This window comes from Streptomyces sp. R-74717 (assembly GCF_047305335.1).
GTDB lineage: Bacteria > Actinomycetota > Actinomycetes > Streptomycetales > Streptomycetaceae > Streptomyces > Streptomyces atratus.
In genome coordinates, this window is record NZ_CP102361.1 from 3,101,944 (window position 1) to 3,121,304 (window position 19,361).

Below are 19,361 nucleotides of genomic sequence, written 5' to 3' on the forward strand. Positions count from 1 at the left end.
AAGTCCAAGTGGACGGTACGTGTCCGCAGTTCGGCGCCCGGGGTGCGCGGCTCGGTCGTCAGCCGTGCCGTCCGTCCGCTCCGGGGTCGTCGGCGCCGCCGGACGCTGCGGGCTCCGCCGCTTCGGCGTTCTTGCCTTCTGCCCAGGTCAGAGTGGCCACCAGGGAGCGGAATGCGGTGCGGTAGACGCGCGGCCCGGTGCCCGTGTGGTGCTGGAAGTGGTGGCGCAGGTTGGCGGGTGTGCCGAACCCGGTGCGTACGGCGATGCGTTCCACCGGCTCGTCCCCGCGCTCCAGCAGCCGCTGCGCCGCCTGGACGCGGGCGCGCAGCAGGTACTGGAGCGGGGAGAGCCCGGTCTCGGCCCGGAAGCGCCGGTTCAGGCCGCGCACGGTGAGTCCCGCGTGGTCGGCGATGTCGCTCAGCGTCAGCGGGTGGTCGAGGTGGGCCTCCATCCACCGGGTGGTGGGCCCGAGGGAGTGCGGGCCGGCCCGGTGCCGGGATGCGGCGGCAGGGGCCTTCTCGGCATCGGCGTCGGCGGGTGCGTGGAGCTGCATGAAGACCTGCCGCTCCGTCTCGATGGCGACCTGTGTGCCGTGGTCCAGGGTGATCAGGTGCAGGCAGAGGTCGAGGCCGCCGAGCACTCCGGCCGCGCTGTGGAAGGGATCCGCGTTCACGACGGTTCCCTCCGGATCGACGTCGATCAGTCGATGGCCTCGCGCCAGCTCCGCCGCGTACTGTCGCCCGGTGGCCGCCCGGCGTCCGTCGAGGAGCCCGGTGGCGGCGAGGGTGAACGTCCCGGTGCCGAACGCGCCGATGCGGGCTCCCCGGTCCGCGGCGGCCCGCAGGGCGTCGGTGACCCCGGGGTCCGGCTCGTCGCGGAAGGCGGCGTGGCCGGGCAGCAGTACGGTGTCGGCGTCCGCCAGCCCGTCCAGGCCCCAGGGCGTGTCGACGGCGAAGGGCGCCGGGAAGCCGGTCCCGCGAAAGCCCGGGGCGGTGCAGTACCGCAGCTCGTACGCGACATGCGGGTGGCGCCGGGCGGCCGTGCCGAAGCACATTCCGGGCCCGGTGAGTTCATGGCCCGGCACCCCGTCGAGCGCGAGGACGGCGATCACTGACATGTCCAGAATTTAGCCGAGGGTGACATCAGGACCGCTTTTTCCGGACGGGGCCGGTACGCAGGATGGGTGTTGCGCGGCACCGGAAGCGAGACGACGCCCGGCAGCCGGTTCGCACATCCACCACGCGCACGATGCGCATCGAACGAAGGAATTACCCGTGTTCACACGCAGTTCGACGTCCGCCGCCCCGTCCCGGTCCCGTAAGTCCCGCTCGCGCCGCGCGGGACGGTTCGCCGCCGTCGCCCTGGCCGCGACGGCCTGTGTCACGGCGATGTCCGGCAGCGCCAACGCCATCGTCAACGGGCAGGAGGCCACTCAGCGTTACCCGTTCATGGCCACGCTCCCGCAGTGGGCCGGCGAGGTGCACGCCCAGTGCGGCGCATCGCTGATCAACTCGCGCTGGCTGGTGACGGCGGCCCACTGCGTCAGCCCGGAGGCGCTGGACGGCATCGTCCGCATCGGCTCCAACGACCGCGAGTCCGGCGGCACCGTGCGCCACATCAAGCGGACCGTCACCCACCCCGCCTACGACGTCGAGTCCAACCCCAGCAGGAACGACATCGCGCTCGTCGAGCTGGACCGCCCGGTCAAGGAGAAGCCCATCCGCATCGCCAAGTCGGTGGGCGAACCCGGCACCCCGACGCGCCTGCTCGGCTTCGGCACCATCCTGGACACCGACCACCTCCCCGATGCGGTGTTCCCGGACAAGCTCAAGCAGCTGGACACCCGCATCGGCGCCGTGAACGAGTGCTCGCCCGGCCGCGCCGACAAGACCCGGATCTGCACGATCAGCAAGACGCCGGGCGCCATGGCCTGCTTCGGCGACTCCGGCGGCCCGCAGATCCAGCACGGCCGGGACGGACGCTGGGAACTGGTCGGCGCCACGTCGGGCGACGGAGACACCGACCCGACCTGCGGCACCGGCCCCGGCATGTACACCAACGTTCCCGCGTACTCCAAGTGGATCAACAAGACCATCCACGCGCACCGCTGACGCGGCACGCACCCGGGCGGGCGGGTCGCCCGTCGCCCGCCCGGGTAAGCCCTGACCACCGCAGCTCCGCCCGCCCCCACCCACGGATAGATTCTGAACATGGCCGTAATCGCCGTTCTTGTGCCCGACAGGCTCCCCGGACACCAGCTCACCACCCCCGGACTGGTCTTCGGGACAGCGACGGCCGGCCACCCCGACGCCGACTACGAGGTACGGCTCTGCGCCGCTCCCGGCCTCACCGCCACAGGGGCGCCCGCACCGCTCCGGATCTCCCTCCCGTGGGGGCTCGACGGCCTCGCCGACGCGGACGTCGTCCTGATCCCCGGCCAGGACGCCGACGGCCCCCGCGACGAGCCCACCGCCCCGGTGCTCACGGCGCTCCGGGCCGCAGCCGCCCGCGGCTGCCGTATCGGCGCGATCGGGACGGGGGTCTTCACCCTCGCGGCCACGGGACTCCTCGACGCCCGCCGCGCCACGACCGGTTGGCGCCACACCGAGGAGCTGGCCCGGCTCCACCCCCGTATCGAGGTCGATCCGATCGGCACGGTCGTGACCGACGGCCGGTTCCTCACCTCGGCCGGGATCTTCGGCAGCCTGGACGTCTGCCTGCACCTGCTGGCCCAGGACCACGGTGAGCGGGTGGCCGGTGAGACCTCCCGGGAACTCCTCACCCCGCTCCTGCCCCACGGCGACCGCGTCCAGGAGACCATCGACCGCGAACTCACCGAGAGCGCGGGCATCGAACCGACGCTGCGCTGGCTGGAGAGCCGCCTTCACCTTCCCCTGACCCCGGCGGACCTCGCCGCGCACGCGGGGATCAGTCTCAGCAGCCTCAACCGCCGCTTCCACGCACAGACCGGTGCCACCCCTGCCCAGTACCTGCTGCGACGAAGACTGGAGCGCGCCCGCGAACTGCTGGAGGACACCGACGAAGGGGTGGAGCGAGTGGCGGCCCGGTGCGGTTTCACCTCGCCGGCCAGCCTGCGCCACCACTTCTCCCGGCTGACGGGCACCACACCACGCGCCTACCGGACCCGCGCGCGAGACGGGCCGCATCGGGACGGACAGTGGTGAACAGGCTCTGAACAGGCCGGGATTGCTCCGTCGACCACGGGTGTGTGCAGGAACAGTGGAAAAGTTCCCCGAAGCCGGCCCTCACCCGGAAGCCCTCCACGTAGCCTGCTACCGAATGACGAGCACGCGGTGGGGCGGTGCGCGTCCGCTGCCGCGGCTCACCGACGGATGACCTCAGGGGGCAGCATGCTCAAGCTGGACGCTCCGGGTAAGTCTTTCCAATCCGTGATCTCCAACCACGATTATCCCGATGCGGAAGCCGAATGGAACGGGACCGGGCCGGGGTGGAGCTGGATGTGGGTCCCTTACCCCTTCAACTCGCAGTACGCCCGAGGGCAGTTCAACCGACAAGTCTTCAAACGCAACCAGACGTCACGCAAGGATCTCCGGGCCTTCATCGGCGAGAACCTCGCCGAGAACGATCGACGCTGGTCCAAAGCGGCCGCCGCCACCCTTCGTGATGTCACTGCGCAGGAGTTCGTCCTGATCTGCTCGAACGTCTGGGCATTCGCCTTGTTCGAGGTCAACGCAAGCTCGACCGCGAATTCCGGTACCGCGTTCTACAACCGGTGGGTCGGAGCGATGAACGTCGATCCGCAGGCCCCGTACATGCTGATGGCCGCGGAGAAGCCGACCGTCATGGCGATGAACTGACCACGGTTTCGCCTCACCGGCCGAGCGCCTGCCGGACCGCGTGGAGCCGGTCCGGCAGGCGTCACCGGCAGACGTGGAACGTCACCAGCGGAGGGCTGTGAAGTCGATCGGCCGGGGCCGCAACAGCGCCGTGCGTTCTGCCAGCGCGTGCAGCCGCCGGGACATCTCGCCGACGTCCCGGCGCTGCCGGTCGCCGTGGCCGGGCAGCACCCACTCGAACCGCAGCTGCCCCGCCGTCCGCGCCAGAGAGGCGGCCAACTCTTCGATGGAGTACCAGGTCACGCTCTCCGCGACTTCCAGATCGTCGGTCGTACGCGACCAGTAGAAGCTGTCGCCGCTGAAGCAGTACTGGTCGTCCGCGAGGTAGAGCACGCTGCCCCGGGTGTGGCCGGGCAGCGGATGGGCGGTGACACCCTCGCCGATCTCCACCGGGTCGAGCCCCCGGATCACCTGGTCCGCGTCCGGTGCCGCGTCGAGGTCGCCTTCGTGGATCCACAGCCGGGCGCCGAAGTGGTCGGCATAGCGGCGCCCGTGCGCGGCGTGATCGCGGTGGGTGAGCAGCACATCGGTGACGGGCCCCGTCGCGGCCACGTACCGCTCGGCGAGACCGGGGCTCCAGCGCGGGGTGTCGATCATCATGACCGTGCCGGACGGGCGCCGGAGCAGGTAGGAGTTGGCCCCGGCGGTGTGCTGGGAGTTGTGCCCGCATACCAGTACGCCGTCGTCCAGCGCCATCGGAAACGGGTCGAGCGCCGGGTCCGGCTGCCCCGACGCGGGGCGGATCGAGCGGGTGTGGCAGGCGAAGACGGCGGCGTGTAAGCGCCGTGTCTCCGCCTCGTCGCTCGGCTGCCGCAGGATCCGCGACTTTCCGCCTTCCTCGCCGATCAGCTCGGGCGCGAGTTGTCGGGCGACGTCGCAGTTGGTGCAGCGGTCGTCCACGTACCAGTCGGCCATGGCAGGGCTCCTTCCACTTCCACGGGAAGCGACCCCGTCGAGGGCCGCCGCTTCAGGGATAGCCCACGCGCGACCGGAACCGGTAGGCCCCGCCGCCCCAGGGCGTGTGTCGAAAGTGGAACACGAGAGCTGGCGCTATGGGCGGGTGTGGGCGTCATGTGGTTCGGTTGTGCGGACGGGCGCCTGCGGCGAGAAGCATGGCGATCACCTCGGGGTAGGGCCCGGTTATCGCCCATTCAAGCGGGGATCGGCCCATGCCATGGTCTTCGCGAAGATTTGGGTTGGCGCCGTGGGCGAGCAGTGCACGCACCGTTTCGGTATGACCCCAGCATGCCGCCGCGCACAGGGGTGTGCCTTCCGCGCCGCGTCCGCTTTCGGTGTTGGGCGAGGCCCCTGCTGCCAGCAGACAGAGGACGTTGTCGGTGGCTCCGTGGACTGATGCCGCGTATAGAGGCGTGGTGCCCTCGGTGTTGCTTGTCTCTGGGCGGGCTCCGGCTCGCAGTAGTGCATTGATATGGGCGCTGTCGCGGAATGTCGCTGCCCCGACGAGACGCTCCGACAGTTTCTTTTGCCGCCGTCTGTTCACGGTTGCAGACTAGCCACAGGGTGAGCAAAGCACCTGGTAAAAGCCATTCGTTGATGGCCGCTACGAGGACGGTCACCCCGTAGCGGACCGTGAGTTTGTCGTAGCGCGTGGCCACGACCCGGTGCCTTTTGAGGCGATTGATGCCGCACTCGACCACGTGCCGGCCTTGTAGTCCCCCGGGTCGAACTTCGGCGGACGGCCGCCGCGGGAGCCGAGTTCCCTCCGATTGCGGGCCTGATCTGCCTTGTCCGGGATGATGCAGCCGATGCCACGTCTGCGCAGGTAGGCACGGTTCTTGCGAGAGGCGTACGCCTTGTCGGCGCGGACCCGGTCCGGACGGGTACGCGGCCTGCCCGCACCGGGACGGGAGACACAGATCCTCTGCAGGACGGGTTCGAGCTGTGGAGAGTCCCTCGCTGTCCGGCGGTGATCACGATCGACATCGGCTTGTGGCCCTGCTCGACGGCCAGATACAGCTTGGTTGTCAGGCCGCCGCGAGAGCGTCCGAGGCCGTGGTCGTCCGGCTCGGTGCCGACGCCGCCGGGCGGCTCCTTCTGAAGATCCCTTTTCCCGCGCTCCGGCGGCGCGCTGGTGGGCCCGGCACACGGTGGAGCCGACGTTGACGTCCCAGCTGATGAGTTCCCTGGCATCCGCCTGGGCCTGCAGTTCGGTGAAGATCTTCTGCCAGGTGCCGTCCCGTTGCCAGCGGCGGAACAAGTCGTACACCCGTCCCCATAGGCCGCACCGCTCCAGGACGTCCCGCCACGGGACGCCGGTGCGGGTCCGAAACCGTATGCCGTCGATCAGCTGCCGCCTCGTCCATATCGGTGGACGTCCCGGCTTCTTGCCCCCGGGCAACAACGGCGCCGGCCGGGCCCACTGGGTATCCGTCAGATCTCCACGCGTCACATGGCGATCACTACAGAGGTCGGTCGACTTCGGGGATGGCCGCCAGACCGGTCACGGACAGGATCGCCCCGACTGTCTCTTCAACCGTCAGCGCAGTGTTGTCGATCCAGGTTCCCTGCTGCCCGAGCTCGGAGCGCATCGCCTCATCCAGGGGCGACCAGTCCGTGGTCAAGGCCTTCTCCCGCGCCTGGTTGCGCTGCCACGCGACCGCCGGGCCGGGAGCCAGGATGACGATGTGGAGCGGCACTGCCGCCAGCGTCGTGCGGTAGAAGTCAAGGTGGGCATGGCGGACCACAACATCGTCGAGCACGGGGATGAAACTCGCCCGCGCGAAGCTCTCCGCCAGAAGGCACGCGTTGCGAGCCCGCAGGAAGATCTGCCGGTCGGCTTCCGCGTTTTCGGCCGACGAGGGCCATTGCCCACCGCTGACGATCATCTGCTGGAGTGCGTCCACCTCAATATGGGCCGACATCCGGAGCCGGCCGGCCAGCGCAGCAGCCACCGTGGACTTCCCACTCCCAGGGATGCCGGTCAGCAGGACAGCCCCGGCGGCCGGCTCACGGTCGATGGGTACCGGATTCAAGCTCATGCGAGTTCTCCAAGCGCAGCGATCAGGGCCCTGAGAGTACGTGTTGCCCCATGTTCCGCCGAGTCAGCGACCACTCGATCCGCTTTCGACACACGCCCTGGTGCTTCGGGTCCCAGACCCCACTCGCGAAATAGGGCGGCACGCCCGACGCCGCACGCGGGGTCCGGCCGCGCACCTCGAACTCGCACCACACCACCTTGCCGGGGTTCCGCTCCCCCACCCCCCACTTGTCGGCGAGCGCCGCCACCAGAAGCAGCCCCCGCCCGCCCTCCGCATCGGGCGTCGCGCCCTCATCGGCGAGGCGCACCTCCCCTTCGCCGCTGTCGTGGATCTCGACACGCAGGACGCCGTCGGCCGGCTCCAGGTAGAGGTGGGTACGGAATCCGCGACCGGGCGGGACGCCGCGCAGCAGGGAATTGGTGACGAGTTCGCTCACGCAGAGCAGTACGTCGTCGGCGCGGGCTTCGCACGCCCAGTCGACGAGCGCCTCGCGCACGAACTGTCGTACGAGCGGCACGGACCGGCGTTCCCGACGGTGGAACGCCTCGCGGAAGTGGGGGAGTTGAGTTGGTTCGTTCACACCGCCAAGGTCACACAACGTCACTACCGTTGATCAGCGCGTCGGGCCGTACAACGCAGTTGTACGGCTTCTGACGGGTCTGAGAGCGCTCTCAGTCATAAGTCTTGACGCCTGATGCGACCCTCACGAGAGTGGTGCCCACCGCGGACGCCCCGTTGGCTTCACTCCCCGCACGATCGCCCCGTCCGTGGCCCCCCCACACACCCCGGGAGTCCTCTCGTGATTTCGCGCAGACTGTTCCTGACGGGCGGCGCTGCCGCCACCGCGACCACCCTCACCTACCCCGCCTGGGGCAGCGCCCTGAGCCCGAGCGCGTCCGCCGCCCCCGCAACCTGTGAACTCGCCCTGGAGAACCTTTCATTGCCGGGCAGGGTCAACGCCTATGTCACCGGCCACGAACAGGGCACGGACCGCTGGGTGCTGCTGCGGGCCGACGGCAGCGTCTACCGCCCCGACTCCCCCGCCGCGCCACAGACCCCACTGCCGGTCGACTGCGCCATCCCGCTGAACGGAGCGGGCGGCGCGCCCGTCGTCCTGACGCTTCCGCAGATGTACGGTGCCCGCGTCTACTTCGTACGTGACGACACCCTGACCTTCTATCTCAACCCCGGTCCCGCGCTGGTCGAGCCGGCGTTCGCGACGTCCACCGACGTCAACTACGGCCGCACCTGGTCGTTCTGCGAGTTCACCTTCAATCCTCAGCAGCTGTACGCGAACATCAGCTACGTCGACCTGGTCACCGCCCTGCCGATCGGCCTGACCCTGGAGGGCGACACCACGCACACCGTGGCGCCGCTCCCGGACGGTGCCGTGCAGCGGATCGCGGATGGCCTCACCGCCCAGGCCGCCGCCGACAGCCAGCCGTGGGACAGGCTGGTGATCCGCGGTGCGGACGGCGGCGTGCTGCGCGTGATCTCGCCGCAGAACCTGATGGCACCGTTCTTCGACCGTCCGGACCAGATGCCGCTGCGCGACGTTTTCACGTCCTGCATCGACCAGGTCTGGGAGAAGTACCGTTCCACCGATCTGCGGATCGATCTCCAGGGCGGTCGCGGCGTCCGCACCGGCCGGGTCAGCGGCGACGTCCTCATCTTCGACGGTGGACACACCTTCATCAAGCCGGTCTCCAAGGACGTCTTCACCTGCAACCACGGGCCGTTCACGAACAACCCGGGTGACTCCGACGACAAGAAGGCGCTGCTGGCCCGGCTCGCGGCCGGCTTCAACCGCTCCCTGATGCTCACCCACCCCGACCAGCCGAACGACACCTCGTCGGCCGACTACTACCAGGGCGCGGCGACCAACCACTGGTCACGGGTGGTGCACGCCAACACCCCGATCGGCTACGCCTTCCCGTACGACGACGTACGCCCCGACGGGCAGCCGGACGTCTCGGGCGCCGCGAACGACGGCAACCCGCGGCGCTTCACGGTGACCGTGGGGGCCTGAGCGATCAACCCCCTGCCGATGCGCCTGCGGACGCATCGGCAGGGGGCCGGGCCCCTCATGGGGCCAGGGTTCGCTCCGTCCGTCTTCCGTTCCCTTCTCATAGAACGATCATGAGCGTGAACGACGGCACCAGGGTCACCAGCGCACTCACGGGCCAGTACAGCCGGGGGTCCAGCGCGGCTCTGCGTCGCACGGGGCGGTTGGAAAGCCACCACACCAGAGCGAACAGCGCCAGCACCGGCGCTCCGAACAGCAGCCATGGCAGCATGCCGTCGTTCTCCGTCGGATTCCGCTGGGCCCAGCCCATGGCCGCGAGCGGCCAGTTCGCGGCGAAGTACCACAGCAACCACACCGGAACGACACCAGGAATCCCGAGCAGCAGGTTCACACCCACAGCTATCGACGACCACTTCCGCATGGGCCCAGTATTCACGTCCGATCGGCTTCACTTGTCGCGCGCGACAGCTGGTTGCAGTTCTCCAACGCGTTGCACGGGTCGATCAACTCGCGTCCGTACTGCTGGGTGTCGTCGCCAGTGCCGTTGCACCGGGCAGCAGGGCCTGCGTGCCGGCGACACGGCGGACGGCCCTTCCCCGCTACGCACTGTGCGCCGGGGCCCCTGCACCCCGTGAGCGGAGGCGTCGTCGCGGTGGCCAGTGGGCGGTGAGCTCGGTGCGTCGTCCCTCAGTCCGGTCAACACCTCGTTGTCGCCCTCCTCCGCATGCATCTCGACGCGCCAGCCCCCGCTCACCCGTACAAAAGGCGAGCGGGCCCCTTGACGCGGCCTGATCCGCCGGACAGGCCACAGCTGATCCTGGTATGTGCCGTATCGGACTTCAGCGCCGCGCCAGCGCCAGCACGCTCAGTCCGAACATCAGGACGCCCAGGGGGAGATGGACCGACGGTATGTGCGCGATGCCGAGCACGACCTGGACCGAGGCGAGGACAAGGAAGCCGGACGCGTGCCAGACGGGCCGGGGCGAGCCGCCGCCCGGCTTCCACGCCAGCACCGCCGCGAGCACATACAGCATCGACGCCCCGTACATCACGCGCGCTCCGACGCTGTGCAGCGTCTCTCCGTAGGACGCGGTCAGCAGCAATCCGGCGGAGACCGCTTGAAGGAAGATGGTCAGGGTCTGCAGGGTGATCGCGATCTGCAGAAACGAGAAGCGGCGCTGTGCCGTCGCCTGGGTTGCCATGCCGCGGTCCCCTTTTCCGCCCGGGGGCAGTAGATCGATAAGGTCTCACCAGCCCGACGACGCGGGCCTGCGAAAGGTAAGGCGAGGAGGCGGTCGGGAGCATGGGGACGACTGGGACGAGCACCGATGAGATAGCCGGTGAGCGGCGCCAACTGATCAATGTCGCCTACCGGTTGCTCGGTTCACTGGCCGAGTCCGAGGACGCCGTACAGGAGGCCTACGCGCGCTGGTACGCGCTGCCACGAAGTCGGCAGGACGAGATCATGTCCCCCGGCGCCTGGCTGACGACAGTGACCGGCCGCATCTGCCTGGACGTGCTCGGCTCGGCGCGGGCCCGGCGTGAACGCTATGTCGGCGCGTGGTTGCCCGACCCGCTGCCCGACCACGCCGAGTGGGACCACGTCCATGGCACCGACCCCGCCGACCAGATGGTCCTGGACGAATCGGTGACCATGGCCTTCCTCGTCGTCCTGGAGTCGATGACACCCGCCGAGCGGGTGGCGTTCGTCCTGCACGACGTCTTCCGGTACCCCTTCGCCGAGATCGCCGACATCCTCGGCCGGACCCCTGCGGCCTGCAAGCAGCTCGCGGCCTCCGCCCGGCGGCGGGTGCGCGTCGCGCGGGCTCCGGTGACGGCGGCCGGGCAGGCCGACGCGGTGCGGCATGTCAAAGAGGCATGGGAGACCAAGGACATCGCGGCCCTCGTCGACCTCCTCGACCCGGCCGCCGTGATGACCGCCGACGGCGGCGGCATGGTCGGTACCGTCCTACGCCCGATCGAAGGCGGTGCGCGCATCGCCCAGTACATGGTCGCCATAGCCGACAAGGCTCCGGGGCTCGAACTCCTGGAGCGGTCGGTCAACGGTGTGCCGGGCCTGGTGGCCCAGCGTGCCGGCGCCGTCATGACCGTAGCCTCGTTCGATGTCGCCGACGGCCGCGTCACCCGGATCTGGGTGGTCCGCAATCCGGAGAAACTGCGGCCGTGGGTGCGGGACGGCTAGCTGGGCCCGTACTTCGCAGGTCGCCGATTCGGTTCCCGCAGGGGTTGTTCCGGGCCCGAACCGGACCGCATCCGATTGATGGTGCGAATCGCGTGGTGACCCCGATCGATCAGTGTCCGGTGGCGCCCGATCGATCTTCACGTTCTTCGCGGTGGCGGTGTGGCTGCTCGCGGACGACTTCGTCGCCGCAGGCTTCGCCTTCGGGGGCCGCCTGTTCGGCCTCGCCGCCCGGACGGGCGTCCTGGCCGCGCGGCACGCCAGGATGAGTGCCCCGCTCGGGCCGTGGACCGTGACCGTCGCCGACTCCGACTCCGACGAGGCAGTGCGCTTCACGGGCACGCACATGGAGACCGGCCGGGGCCGGCAGACCTTCGGCGGGTACGTGGAGACCGCTGCCGGATTCGTCCTGCTGTCCCCGGCCCCGTACTCGGTCGTTGTCCAGTACTTGCCGCAGCGCGCCTCGGGCCGGGCCGACACCGACCGGCTGCGCGGCATACTCGACCGCCGCCTGCCCCGCCACGGCGGCCGTCCGCCCCGGCATTGAGGGGCCGGTAGGATCCGCGGGTCGTCTTACCGGGGAGGGACCATGGCCGAGGGCCGCGAAGTCACCAACAACAGCGCGGGAGTCGCCGCCGATGTCGTGGACGAGGCGGCGGTGCAGCTGGTGTACCGCCCGCAGCCCGCCGACACACTGGTCGGTCTGCGGGTCCGGAAGCGGATCAAACGGTGGGGGCTGCTGCTGTGGAGCGTGTTCCTCGCACTGTGGGTGGGGCAGTGGCTGGTGGGCACCATAAACCGGGGCAGTGCCGACGTGGTCTCTACCGCTCTGTTCCTGTTCGTCGTCCTGGTGGTGGGCGGCTACCCGCGGCTGCAGGCCGCCAACGTGCAGCGGATCGTCGGATGGCAGGGCGAGTACCGCACCACCGTGTCCCCGGCCGGGATCACCACCAGCAGCGACCACAGCACGCTCATCCAGAAGTGGTCGGTCCTCCAGGGCTACCGGGAGACGCGCGGCCACTTCGTCCTGCTCAGCCGGGACCCCAACATCATGTGCCTCGAGGTCCTGCCCAAGCACGGGCTGAGCACGGCCGACGACGTCGACCGGCTGCGGGCCCTCCTCGACCGGCACACCACCCGCGTCTGACGTACGCGCGTACACGGAAGAGGCCCGCACCGGCATTCGGGCCCGGCGGGCGCGCCGCTCGGCGGCCGACTCCTGTACCGGGCCGCTGACGTGCTGCTCGCCGTGGTGTGGTGGGCGCACTGCGGCGGCTGTCCGGACTGCTCACCCGGGCCACCGTCCCGGCGAGTCGGCAGCGCCACCGACCCGCCCGTCATCGCCATCACCCGGGGCGTCCAGCCCCACCTGCTCGACCTCCTTGGCCTGGAACCCGCACATCCCCGCTGGCCACAGACCTGAACGAACTACCCGCGAAGTACGGAGCCAGGTTGGCCAGCCCGTTGATCCAGTACTGCATCACCCGGTAGTTCTGGTCGTCGTACCACTGGCTGACGGCTATGTGGCAGTCGGCGAACGTCGATCCGGGGATGATGAATCCTCCGTACGGACTCGCCACCGCATTCCCGATCTCCAGGCCGGGCACGGTGGGCACGATCACCGTCTGCTCGGGTGTGGCGAACAGATTGGAGGTCGGCAGCGGGAAGATCTGCGCGCGAGGGTCGAGCGGGGCATGTCGAGCCAGGTGAGCGCGCATTTTCCGTCGATGGCCCGGAAACGGATCTCGCCCCACCGACGCGGCCCGCTGACGCCGGCCGGACAGCCCCCCAGCCCCATGCCCCATTGGCGTATCCCCAGGGCTCGTACGCGCCCGCATCACCCTGCGCCATCACCAACGTGTGCCCCTGTTCCGGTGAACAGAGGCACACGCGCAGGCGAATACGGCATGCGGTCAGCAGCCGCCGCAGTTGTAGTACGTCACATCCCAGTGGTTGCCCTCGTCCGCGTAGACATTGCCGGAACCCGACTGGTACTGGGGCGCACCGTCGCCGCGCAGCCCTATGTAGGCGAAGACGCCGTGGACGTAGTTCGTGAGACAGGTGGACTTGGCGAAGTCGAGCTTGTAGCCGTTCCAGTGCGAGTACGTACCACTGGCGTGCCCGGTCTCGGTACCGCCGGTGATGTTCAGCGCGCAGCCCGTGGCGCTCTTGAGGGTCTGGGCGCCCTGGGCGGTGGCCAGGTTGAGCTGGTCGAACGAGGTACAGGTGGCCACGTTGCGGTTGGAGCAGCCGCCGGAGGACGACCAGGTGATTCCGGAGGAGCTGAACCGGGCGGTGGCCTGTGCGTGGGTGAGCTTCGTGACGGCGTGGGCCTGGGTGGCACCGCTGCCGAGAACGCCGACGCCGGGGGCGAAGAGGACGCCGAGGACGAGGGCGAGGGCGGTCAGGACGGGGCGCAGTGTCATACGGGACACCATGGGGGGATTCCTCCTGCTCATGACAAATAAGGGGCAGGGAGATAGTGCCCGAGTTCTACGCGCGTCCGCCAGAGGACAAAGCGCGCGGATGACGGCAGGCGAGCCACACTTCACAACAATCTGCACCCTTGATGTTGAACTTTGAACTAGATGCCGCTAGAGTCAATCTCGTTGAAGGTTAAACAACAACTTCGACCGCCACTCGATCACGTCCCCCGAGGAGGAGCCATGGCTCTGTTCAACCGCAAGAACAACAACGCCCCGTCCGCCACCGCCCCCGCCGTGGACCCGGCCCTGACCGCCCTCACCGGCGACTACACGATCGACCCGGCGCACACCAGCATCGGATTCACCGTGCGTCACGCCATGGTCACCAATGTGCGCGGCTCCTTCGGCGAGCACGAGGGCAGCCTGAAGCTCGACGGTCACAACCCCGCGAACTCCGCCGCCTCCATCGACGTCAAGATCGCCAGCATCGACACCGGCATCGCCGACCGCGACGGCCACCTGGTCAGCGGCGACTTCTTCGACGCCGAGAAGTTCCCCCTCATGACCTTCCGCTCCACTCACGCCGAGCAGCTCGGCGGTGACAAGTACCGCATCACCGGCGACCTCACCATCAAGGACGTCACGCGCCCCCTCGCCATCGACCTGGAGTTCAACGGCTCCGCCACCGACGTCTACGGCAACGAGCGCGTCGGCTTCGAGGGCAGCGCGGACATCCTGCGTTCCGACTGGGGCCTGACCTGGAACGCGGCGCTGGAGACCGGCGGCGTGATGGTCAGCGACAAGGTGAAGCTCAACTTCGACATCTCCGCGATCAAGGCCGCAGCAGTGCAGGCCTGACGCCTCCCGCTGCCTCACGCCTGAACCCGAGCGCGCCCGTCTTCCCCCCTCCCCCGCCTGGGGCCGGAAGGCGGGCGCTCGTCGTCGGGCGGGACCGCGCACCGCCGTAGTCCGAACGGGCCGCTCCCTTCGTACGGCCCCTGCAGACCGGCCGGTCACAACCCGTGTCGTCGCTCCCCGAGCACCCGCTCGCAGACTTCGCGCTCCGCCGCCGCCGAGAAGGCCGCGCGGCGACGGGCTGCGACCGCCCGTCGGGTCTCTTCGGCGATCAGGTCCGCATTGATCGCCGCGGCGGCCCGCATCCCGGCGTTGGCGGCGCCGATGACCTGCCCCTTCGGGTCGGCGACATTGCCGGCCACCCAGACGCCGGGGACTTCCGTCGCTCCGGTCGGATCGGCGGCGATGTATGTGCCGATCACCTGACCGCCCATCTCCTGCTCGGCCGCCGTCAGGCCCAGGCTCGTGAGGACGCCCGCGCGGGCGGTGAAGCGGGGCTGGACCACGACGGCCTCGCACGCAATCACCCGGCCGCCCGCCAGCCGTACCCCGGTGAGCCGGTCGTCCGTCACCTCAAGACCGGCCACTTCCCCGTCGACCACGGCGATGCCACGCGCGGCCAGTTGCTCGTACTCCTCCTCGGTCGGCTCGGGCCCGGCATGGACGAAGAAGGCGATGTCCGCGCTCCACTGGCGCCACAACAGCGCCTGGTGCACGGCCAGGGGGCTGGTGGCGAGGATGCCGATCGGGCGGGTTCCGACCTCCCAGCCGTGGCAGTACGGGCAGTGCAGGACCTCGCGCCCCCACCGCTCGGCCACGCCCGGCACCGGGGGCGGTTCGTCGACGAGGCCGGTGGTCACCAGGAGCCGACGCGCCACGACAGCAGCCCCGTCCTCCCGTACGACACGGAACCCCTCGCCGCCGGGCAGCCGCTCGGCGGCCACCACCGCGCCCTCGACGACCTCGCCCCCGTAACCGGTCACCTCGTCACGGCCGGCGGCCAGCAGCTCCGAGGGCGGTGTGCCCTCGCGTCCCAGGTAGCTGTGCACGTGCGCCGCCGGGGCGTTGCGCGGCCGGCCCGCGTCGACCACCAGCACCGATCGACGCGCCCTGGCCAGCGATACGGCTCCACTCAGCCCGGCCGCTCCACCGCCGATCACCACCACGTCGTACCGCTGATCCACGTCGTTCATGTCGTTCATGAGAAGCACCTCCGTTCACCGGAGAGCGTCCACGGTAGAGCACGCAATCGGCAACCATCCTTGCCGAAGCGGCAAATTCTTGATCTTGTCACGGTGTGGGCCGGGGCCCCCACCCGGCACTTGCCTCCCAGGTGGCCGAGGGACTCGCGCCGGGCATCCGCGCCATGATGGCCGGGTTCGGCGTACTCGTCGGCGCGCGCCGTCTCGGCGATGCGGCGGCCTGCCTGGACCTGATCGGCCTGACCGATTGCGCGGCCGTACTGAAGCAGCCGCCCCGGATCCCGGGCGGCCTGCAACACCCGCTCGCCACCGGGGACAACTGGACCCTGGAGGCGGTGCTACGTCAACTGACCCCGACTTATGAGCAGTTGCGGGCCGAACCGGACACCGCCCCCGCCCCCCATGTGTCGGCCGACGCCTCGCGCGCGAACTCTCGCACGTGGGTCAGGCCGTCAGGCCCGCGTCCGCTTCTCGGTGCATGCCCATGCACAGCGCCCAGACGGCGAGGATGTTGACGGCGATCAGCACCAAGGCCCACAAGGGGTAGTACGGCAGCCACAGAAAGTTGGCGATCGCGCCCAGGCCACCGACGGCGACACCGAAGAAGCGCGCCCACAGGGCTCCGCCGAACACGGCACAGCCGGCGAGGACGAAAGCGATGCCCAGAATGAGGTGGACCCAGCCCCAGCCCGGCAGGCTGAAATCGAACACGTAGTGGCGCGTCACGACGAACAGATGGCCCTTCGCGATGGCCGCGATCCCCTCGAAGATCGCCATCGCTCCGCCGATGATCATCAGGACCGCTGCCAGGACGGTGGTACCGGATGTGGGCGCGTGCGAGGGGCTCGGGTTCCTGTAGCCCGCTTTGGCTCCGGGGGTGTCACTGGCCATTTCGATCTCCTCGGGTGGCAGAGTCGTCGGTCCGGCCCAGCAGTGCCGGGACCGGCGAGACCCCCCGATTCAGCGTGTCACGGCGGCTCTCCGTCGGCATTTCGGACAACAACGCCCACGGCCTTCCGCAGCGCGCTTCAAGCGTCCTCCTCCGTCCCCGATTCGCCGACCGCCTGCTCCGACCAGATCACCTTGCCCGTCTCGGTGTAGCGGGTGCCCCAGCGTTCGGCGAACTGGGCGACGAGGAACAGTCCCCGGCCGCCCTCGTCCGTCGTCGCCGCGTAGCGCAGATGCGGTGAGGTGTTGCTGGTGTCGGACACCTCGCAGATCAGGTTGCGGTCGTACAGCAGGCGGACCTCGATCGGTCCTGTGCCATAGCGCACCGCGTTGGTGACCAGTTCGCTCAGGATCAGCTCGGTGGTGAACGCCTCCTCGTCCAGGCCACGCTCGGAGAGCCACTGGGCGACGTTCTTGCGGACCCCGGCGACGGCCGCCGGATCGGTGGCCACGGCCCATTGCGCGACCTGGTTCGGATCGAGCGTGCGGGTGCGGGCCACGAGGATGGCTACGTCGTCGGTCGGCGGCCCGGACAGCATCGCGTCGAGCACGTCGTCGCAGGTCTCCTCCGGCGTCCGGTCGCGACCGGCGAGAGAGGCGCGCAGCAGTTCCAGGCCGGCGTCGATGTCCCGGTCGCGGCTCTCGAGGAGACCGTCCGTGTAGAGGACCAGACGGCTCCCTTCGGGTACGTGGAACTCGGCCGCCTCGAAAGGCATGCCACCGATGCCGAGGGGCAGGCCGACCGGAACCTCGGGAACTTCGACGCTGCCGTCCGGGAGGACCAGCACGGGCCCGGGGTGGCCGGCCCGGGCCACCGAGCAGTTTCCGGAGACCGCGTCGTAGATCGCGTACAGGCAGCCGGCTCCGGCGATCTCGGCACCGTCGCCCGCCGCCTCGTCCTGGTCGATCCGGCTGACCAGTTCGTCGAGATGTCCGAGGAGTTCGTCGGGCGCGAAGTCCAGCGCGGAGAAGTTGTGGATGCTGGTGCGCAGCCGCCCCATGGTGGCGGCGGCGTGCAGCCCGTGTCCGACCACATCACCGACAACCAGTGCGAACCGGGCGCCGGACAGCGGGATCACGTCGAACCAGTCGCCGCCCACCTCGGCCCGCGCCGGCAGATAGCGGTGGGCCACGTCGAGGGCGTTCTGCTCGGGCAGGTCGCGGGGCAGCAGGCTGCGTTGCAGCGTCACGGCCATTTCGTGCTCGCGTGTGTACCTGCGGGCGTTGTCCACGCTGACGCCCGCCCGGGCCACCAGTTCCTCGGCGAAGGACTGGTCGTCCTCGTCGAACGGTTCGGGATTGCCCGCGCGCCAGAAGTTGGCCAGGCCCAGGATGACGCCCCGTGCGTGCAGCGGTACGGAGAGCACCGAGTGGAATCCGTAGTCCAGGATCTTCGAGGCCCGCTCGGGGTCCCAGTACCGCCATCCCAGTTGCGTGATCACCTCGGGACCCAGCCCGACCTCGTCGACGTTCACGCGCATGGCCCGGGTCCTGGAGGGAACGAATCCGACCAGTTGGCCGATCGAGTACAGGGGCTGGTCCGGGTCCGTGGCGGCGATGGCGGTACGGCGCATGTCCAGCGGGGCACTGTCCGGCATGGTCGGTTCATCCCCGGGGAGCGCGAGATCGGCGAGGTCGACGCTCGTGACGTCGGCGAATCCGGGAGTCGCCACATCCGCCAGCTCCTGGGCCGTCCGGTTTACGTCGAGGCTGGTGCCGATCCGGGCACCGGCCTCGTAGAGGAGCAGCAGGCGTTCATGGACGAGTTCCGCCTTGCCTGTGACCTTGCGGAGCTCGGTGGTGTCCCGCAGGGTCGCCACGGTGGCGGGCGGCCCGCCACCGGCGCCCGCCGGACGGAGGTTGACGGCCAGCAGCCGGTTTCCGACGCGCAGCACCTCGTCCGTGACGGTCCGGCCGGAGGCGAGCAGTTCCGCAGTCTCCGGGGCCAGTCCGAGGTCCGTCAACGCGCGGCCCTCGGCATCCGGGGGAAGGGCGAGCAGTCTGCGGGCCTCGTCGTTGACCAGCGTCAGCCGGTGGTCGGCCCCGATGATGAGGACGGCCTCGCGGACCGCGTGCAGCACCGCGTCGTGGTGCTCGTACATCCGGGTCATCTCTGCCGGTCCGAGCCCGTGTGTCTGACGGCGCAGCCGTCTGCTCAAGAGCACCGCGCCGCCCGCGGTGACCGCGAAGGCGGCCACCGCGACGGCAATGCTGAACGGGATGGACCGGGAAGCCACGCTGTTCACCGACTTGTCGGTGAGCCCGACGGACACCACGCCGGCAACCGAACCATCGAGCCGGGGAACGGGCACCACCGAGTTGACCGAGGGACCTTGGCTGCCGGAGAAGCTCTTGGTGAAGCTGTGGCCGGCCAGTGCCTCTTCGTACGGGCCGATGAGGCGCTTGCCGATCAGCGCGGGGTCGGGATGGGTGTAGCGGATGCCCTGGGTGCTGGCCACGACGACGTTGTCGACTCCCGCGTCCTTGCGGACCTGCTCCGCACGCGGCTGCAGGATCGCGGTGGGGTTCTTGCTGTCCAGCGCCGGCACGATCCCCGGCGAGTGGGCGAATGTCTCGGCCACGCTCAGAGTGCGCGTCCGGGCCTCTTGCAGACTGTCGCGGCGGCCCTGCAGCACCAGCGCGATCCCGCCGCCGGCGATGAGCAGGAGTACGAGCGCGAGCACGAAGCAGAAGACCTGGCCGGCCACGGTGCGCACACTGAACAGGGACAGCAGTTCGCGGCCCGGGGAGCGGTGGGCCATGTCCCGACCGGGCGGCGCGGGGGTGGCTTGGCCCGAGCGCCCCCCATCGTGCCGATGTGGTCGAC

At 69.7% G+C, this 19,361-nt stretch carries 19 protein-coding genes and 2 pseudogenes; 8 read left to right on the forward strand and 13 right to left on the reverse strand.

Annotated features, from left to right (window positions below):
* Nucleotides 1-58: 58 nt before the first annotated feature.
* A complete protein-coding gene (locus NRF20_RS13865) occupies nucleotides 59-1,117 on the reverse strand; it encodes a GlxA family transcriptional regulator (protein ID WP_398630325.1) in 1,059 nt (352 codons plus the stop codon).
* A 157-nt stretch (nucleotides 1,118-1,274) separates the two neighbouring features.
* Between NRF20_RS13865 and NRF20_RS13870 the strand changes: the two genes are divergently transcribed.
* From NRF20_RS13870 to NRF20_RS13880, 3 genes are all read left to right on the forward strand, one after another.
* Nucleotides 1,275-2,111: a S1 family peptidase gene (locus NRF20_RS13870; RefSeq protein WP_398630326.1), complete on the forward strand. Its 837-nt coding sequence runs from the start codon at nucleotides 1,275-1,277 to the stop codon at nucleotides 2,109-2,111.
* 99 nt (nucleotides 2,112-2,210) lie between these two features.
* The gene (locus NRF20_RS13875) at nucleotides 2,211-3,185 is read left to right on the forward strand and encodes a GlxA family transcriptional regulator (RefSeq protein ID WP_413752645.1); all 975 of its coding nucleotides are present in this window, start codon (nucleotides 2,211-2,213) and stop codon (nucleotides 3,183-3,185) included.
* A 186-nt stretch (nucleotides 3,186-3,371) separates the two neighbouring features.
* Nucleotides 3,372-3,839: a hypothetical protein gene (locus NRF20_RS13880; protein WP_413752646.1), complete on the forward strand. Its 468-nt coding sequence runs from the start codon at nucleotides 3,372-3,374 to the stop codon at nucleotides 3,837-3,839.
* Nucleotides 3,840-3,920: 81 nt separating this feature from the next.
* On the opposite strand, the gene NRF20_RS13885 is transcribed toward NRF20_RS13880, so the two are convergent.
* From NRF20_RS13885 to NRF20_RS13905, 5 genes and pseudogenes are all read right to left on the reverse strand, one after another.
* Complete coding sequence (locus NRF20_RS13885; RefSeq protein WP_398630329.1) at nucleotides 3,921-4,793, reverse strand: MBL fold metallo-hydrolase; 873 nt, start codon at nucleotides 4,791-4,793, stop codon at nucleotides 3,921-3,923.
* Nucleotides 4,794-4,947: 154 nt separating this feature from the next.
* Entirely contained in the window at nucleotides 4,948-5,379 is a 432-nt protein-coding gene (locus NRF20_RS13890) for an ankyrin repeat domain-containing protein (RefSeq protein ID WP_398630330.1), read from the reverse strand.
* A gap of 72 nt (nucleotides 5,380-5,451) precedes the next feature.
* Nucleotides 5,452-6,288 carry an IS5 family transposase gene (locus NRF20_RS13895; RefSeq protein ID WP_413752647.1) on the reverse strand — a complete coding sequence of 279 codons (837 nt, stop codon included), beginning with the start codon at nucleotides 6,286-6,288 and terminating at the stop codon, nucleotides 5,452-5,454.
* A 10-nt stretch (nucleotides 6,289-6,298) separates the two neighbouring features.
* Entirely contained in the window at nucleotides 6,299-6,877 is a 579-nt protein-coding gene (locus NRF20_RS13900; RefSeq protein WP_413752648.1) for an AAA family ATPase, read from the reverse strand.
* A gap of 172 nt (nucleotides 6,878-7,049) precedes the next feature.
* Nucleotides 7,050-7,457, reverse strand: a pseudogene (locus NRF20_RS13905) (ATP-binding protein); the annotation flags it as partial.
* A 219-nt stretch (nucleotides 7,458-7,676) separates the two neighbouring features.
* On the opposite strand from NRF20_RS13905, the gene NRF20_RS13910 reads away from it, so the two are divergent.
* On the forward strand, nucleotides 7,677-8,906 hold the full coding sequence (locus tag NRF20_RS13910; protein WP_413752649.1) for a glycoside hydrolase family 64 protein: 1,230 nt from the start codon (nucleotides 7,677-7,679) through the stop codon (nucleotides 8,904-8,906).
* Between the two features lie 97 nt (nucleotides 8,907-9,003).
* Here the strand turns inward: NRF20_RS13910 and NRF20_RS13915 are convergent, their stop codons facing one another.
* Together NRF20_RS13915 and NRF20_RS13920 are read right to left on the reverse strand one after the other, a co-directional pair.
* Nucleotides 9,004-9,324, reverse strand: a complete 321-nt coding sequence (locus NRF20_RS13915) for a hypothetical protein (protein ID WP_266357611.1) — start codon at nucleotides 9,322-9,324, stop codon at nucleotides 9,004-9,006.
* Nucleotides 9,325-9,742: 418 nt separating this feature from the next.
* Nucleotides 9,743-10,105, reverse strand: coding sequence for a hypothetical protein (locus tag NRF20_RS13920; protein WP_266357613.1), 363 nt, complete (start codon nucleotides 10,103-10,105; stop codon nucleotides 9,743-9,745).
* Nucleotides 10,106-10,206: 101 nt separating this feature from the next.
* Between NRF20_RS13920 and sigJ the strand changes: the two genes are divergently transcribed.
* From sigJ to NRF20_RS13935, 3 genes are all read left to right on the forward strand, one after another.
* Nucleotides 10,207-11,106, forward strand: coding sequence for an RNA polymerase sigma factor SigJ (gene sigJ, locus NRF20_RS13925; RefSeq protein WP_398630335.1), 900 nt, complete (start codon nucleotides 10,207-10,209; stop codon nucleotides 11,104-11,106).
* A gap of 112 nt (nucleotides 11,107-11,218) precedes the next feature.
* On the forward strand, nucleotides 11,219-11,650 hold the full coding sequence (locus NRF20_RS13930; RefSeq protein ID WP_413752650.1) for a hypothetical protein: 432 nt from the start codon (nucleotides 11,219-11,221) through the stop codon (nucleotides 11,648-11,650).
* 42 nt (nucleotides 11,651-11,692) lie between these two features.
* A complete protein-coding gene (locus tag NRF20_RS13935) occupies nucleotides 11,693-12,250 on the forward strand; it encodes a YcxB family protein (protein ID WP_398630337.1) in 558 nt (185 codons plus the stop codon).
* Nucleotides 12,251-12,560: 310 nt separating this feature from the next.
* On the opposite strand, the pseudogene NRF20_RS13940 reads toward NRF20_RS13935, so the two are convergent.
* Both NRF20_RS13940 and NRF20_RS13945 read right to left on the reverse strand, forming a co-directional pair.
* A pseudogene (locus NRF20_RS13940) lies at nucleotides 12,561-12,951 on the reverse strand (DUF4185 domain-containing protein); the annotation flags it as partial.
* Between the two features lie 65 nt (nucleotides 12,952-13,016).
* On the reverse strand, nucleotides 13,017-13,541 hold the full coding sequence (locus NRF20_RS13945) for a hypothetical protein (protein ID WP_266357621.1): 525 nt from the start codon (nucleotides 13,539-13,541) through the stop codon (nucleotides 13,017-13,019).
* Nucleotides 13,542-13,769: 228 nt separating this feature from the next.
* Here NRF20_RS13945 and NRF20_RS13950 point away from each other — a divergent pair, with 228 nt between their 5' ends.
* Complete coding sequence (locus tag NRF20_RS13950) at nucleotides 13,770-14,387, forward strand: YceI family protein (RefSeq protein WP_398630338.1); 618 nt, start codon at nucleotides 13,770-13,772, stop codon at nucleotides 14,385-14,387.
* A gap of 155 nt (nucleotides 14,388-14,542) precedes the next feature.
* On the opposite strand, the gene NRF20_RS13955 is transcribed toward NRF20_RS13950, so the two are convergent.
* The 3 genes from NRF20_RS13955 to NRF20_RS13965 form a co-directional block, all read right to left on the reverse strand.
* The gene (locus tag NRF20_RS13955; protein ID WP_398630339.1) at nucleotides 14,543-15,586 is read right to left on the reverse strand and encodes an NAD(P)/FAD-dependent oxidoreductase; all 1,044 of its coding nucleotides are present in this window, start codon (nucleotides 15,584-15,586) and stop codon (nucleotides 14,543-14,545) included.
* 444 nt (nucleotides 15,587-16,030) lie between these two features.
* Nucleotides 16,031-16,477: a hypothetical protein gene (locus tag NRF20_RS13960; RefSeq protein WP_398630340.1), complete on the reverse strand. Its 447-nt coding sequence runs from the start codon at nucleotides 16,475-16,477 to the stop codon at nucleotides 16,031-16,033.
* 137 nt (nucleotides 16,478-16,614) lie between these two features.
* A complete protein-coding gene (locus tag NRF20_RS13965) occupies nucleotides 16,615-19,296 on the reverse strand; it encodes a SpoIIE family protein phosphatase (protein WP_398630341.1) in 2,682 nt (893 codons plus the stop codon).
* Between the last annotated feature and the right edge of the window lie 65 nt (nucleotides 19,297-19,361).

Coding starts and splice junctions, on each gene's coding strand:
- NRF20_RS13915 (WP_266357611.1), bottom strand. CDS start 9,324: ATGCGGAAGTGGTCGTCGATAGCTGTGGGTGTGAACCTGCTGCTCGGG.
- NRF20_RS13950 (WP_398630338.1), top strand. CDS start 13,770: ATGGCTCTGTTCAACCGCAAGAACAACAACGCCCCGTCCGCCACCGCC.
- NRF20_RS13945 (WP_266357621.1), bottom strand. CDS start 13,541: ATGGTGTCCCGTATGACACTGCGCCCCGTCCTGACCGCCCTCGCCCTC.
- NRF20_RS13960 (WP_398630340.1), bottom strand. CDS start 16,477: ATGGCCAGTGACACCCCCGGAGCCAAAGCGGGCTACAGGAACCCGAGC.
- NRF20_RS13935 (WP_398630337.1), top strand. CDS start 11,693: ATGGCCGAGGGCCGCGAAGTCACCAACAACAGCGCGGGAGTCGCCGCC.
- NRF20_RS13865 (WP_398630325.1), bottom strand. CDS start 1,117: ATGTCAGTGATCGCCGTCCTCGCGCTCGACGGGGTGCCGGGCCATGAA.
- NRF20_RS13965 (WP_398630341.1), bottom strand. CDS start 19,296: ATGGCCCACCGCTCCCCGGGCCGCGAACTGCTGTCCCTGTTCAGTGTG.
- NRF20_RS13900 (WP_413752648.1), bottom strand. CDS start 6,877: ATGAGCTTGAATCCGGTACCCATCGACCGTGAGCCGGCCGCCGGGGCT.
- sigJ (WP_398630335.1), top strand. CDS start 10,207: ATGGGGACGACTGGGACGAGCACCGATGAGATAGCCGGTGAGCGGCGC.
- NRF20_RS13880 (WP_413752646.1), top strand. CDS start 3,372: ATGCTCAAGCTGGACGCTCCGGGTAAGTCTTTCCAATCCGTGATCTCC.
- NRF20_RS13885 (WP_398630329.1), bottom strand. CDS start 4,793: ATGGCCGACTGGTACGTGGACGACCGCTGCACCAACTGCGACGTCGCC.
- NRF20_RS13955 (WP_398630339.1), bottom strand. CDS start 15,586: ATGAACGACATGAACGACGTGGATCAGCGGTACGACGTGGTGGTGATC.
- NRF20_RS13920 (WP_266357613.1), bottom strand. CDS start 10,105: ATGGCAACCCAGGCGACGGCACAGCGCCGCTTCTCGTTTCTGCAGATC.
- NRF20_RS13875 (WP_413752645.1), top strand. CDS start 2,211: ATGGCCGTAATCGCCGTTCTTGTGCCCGACAGGCTCCCCGGACACCAG.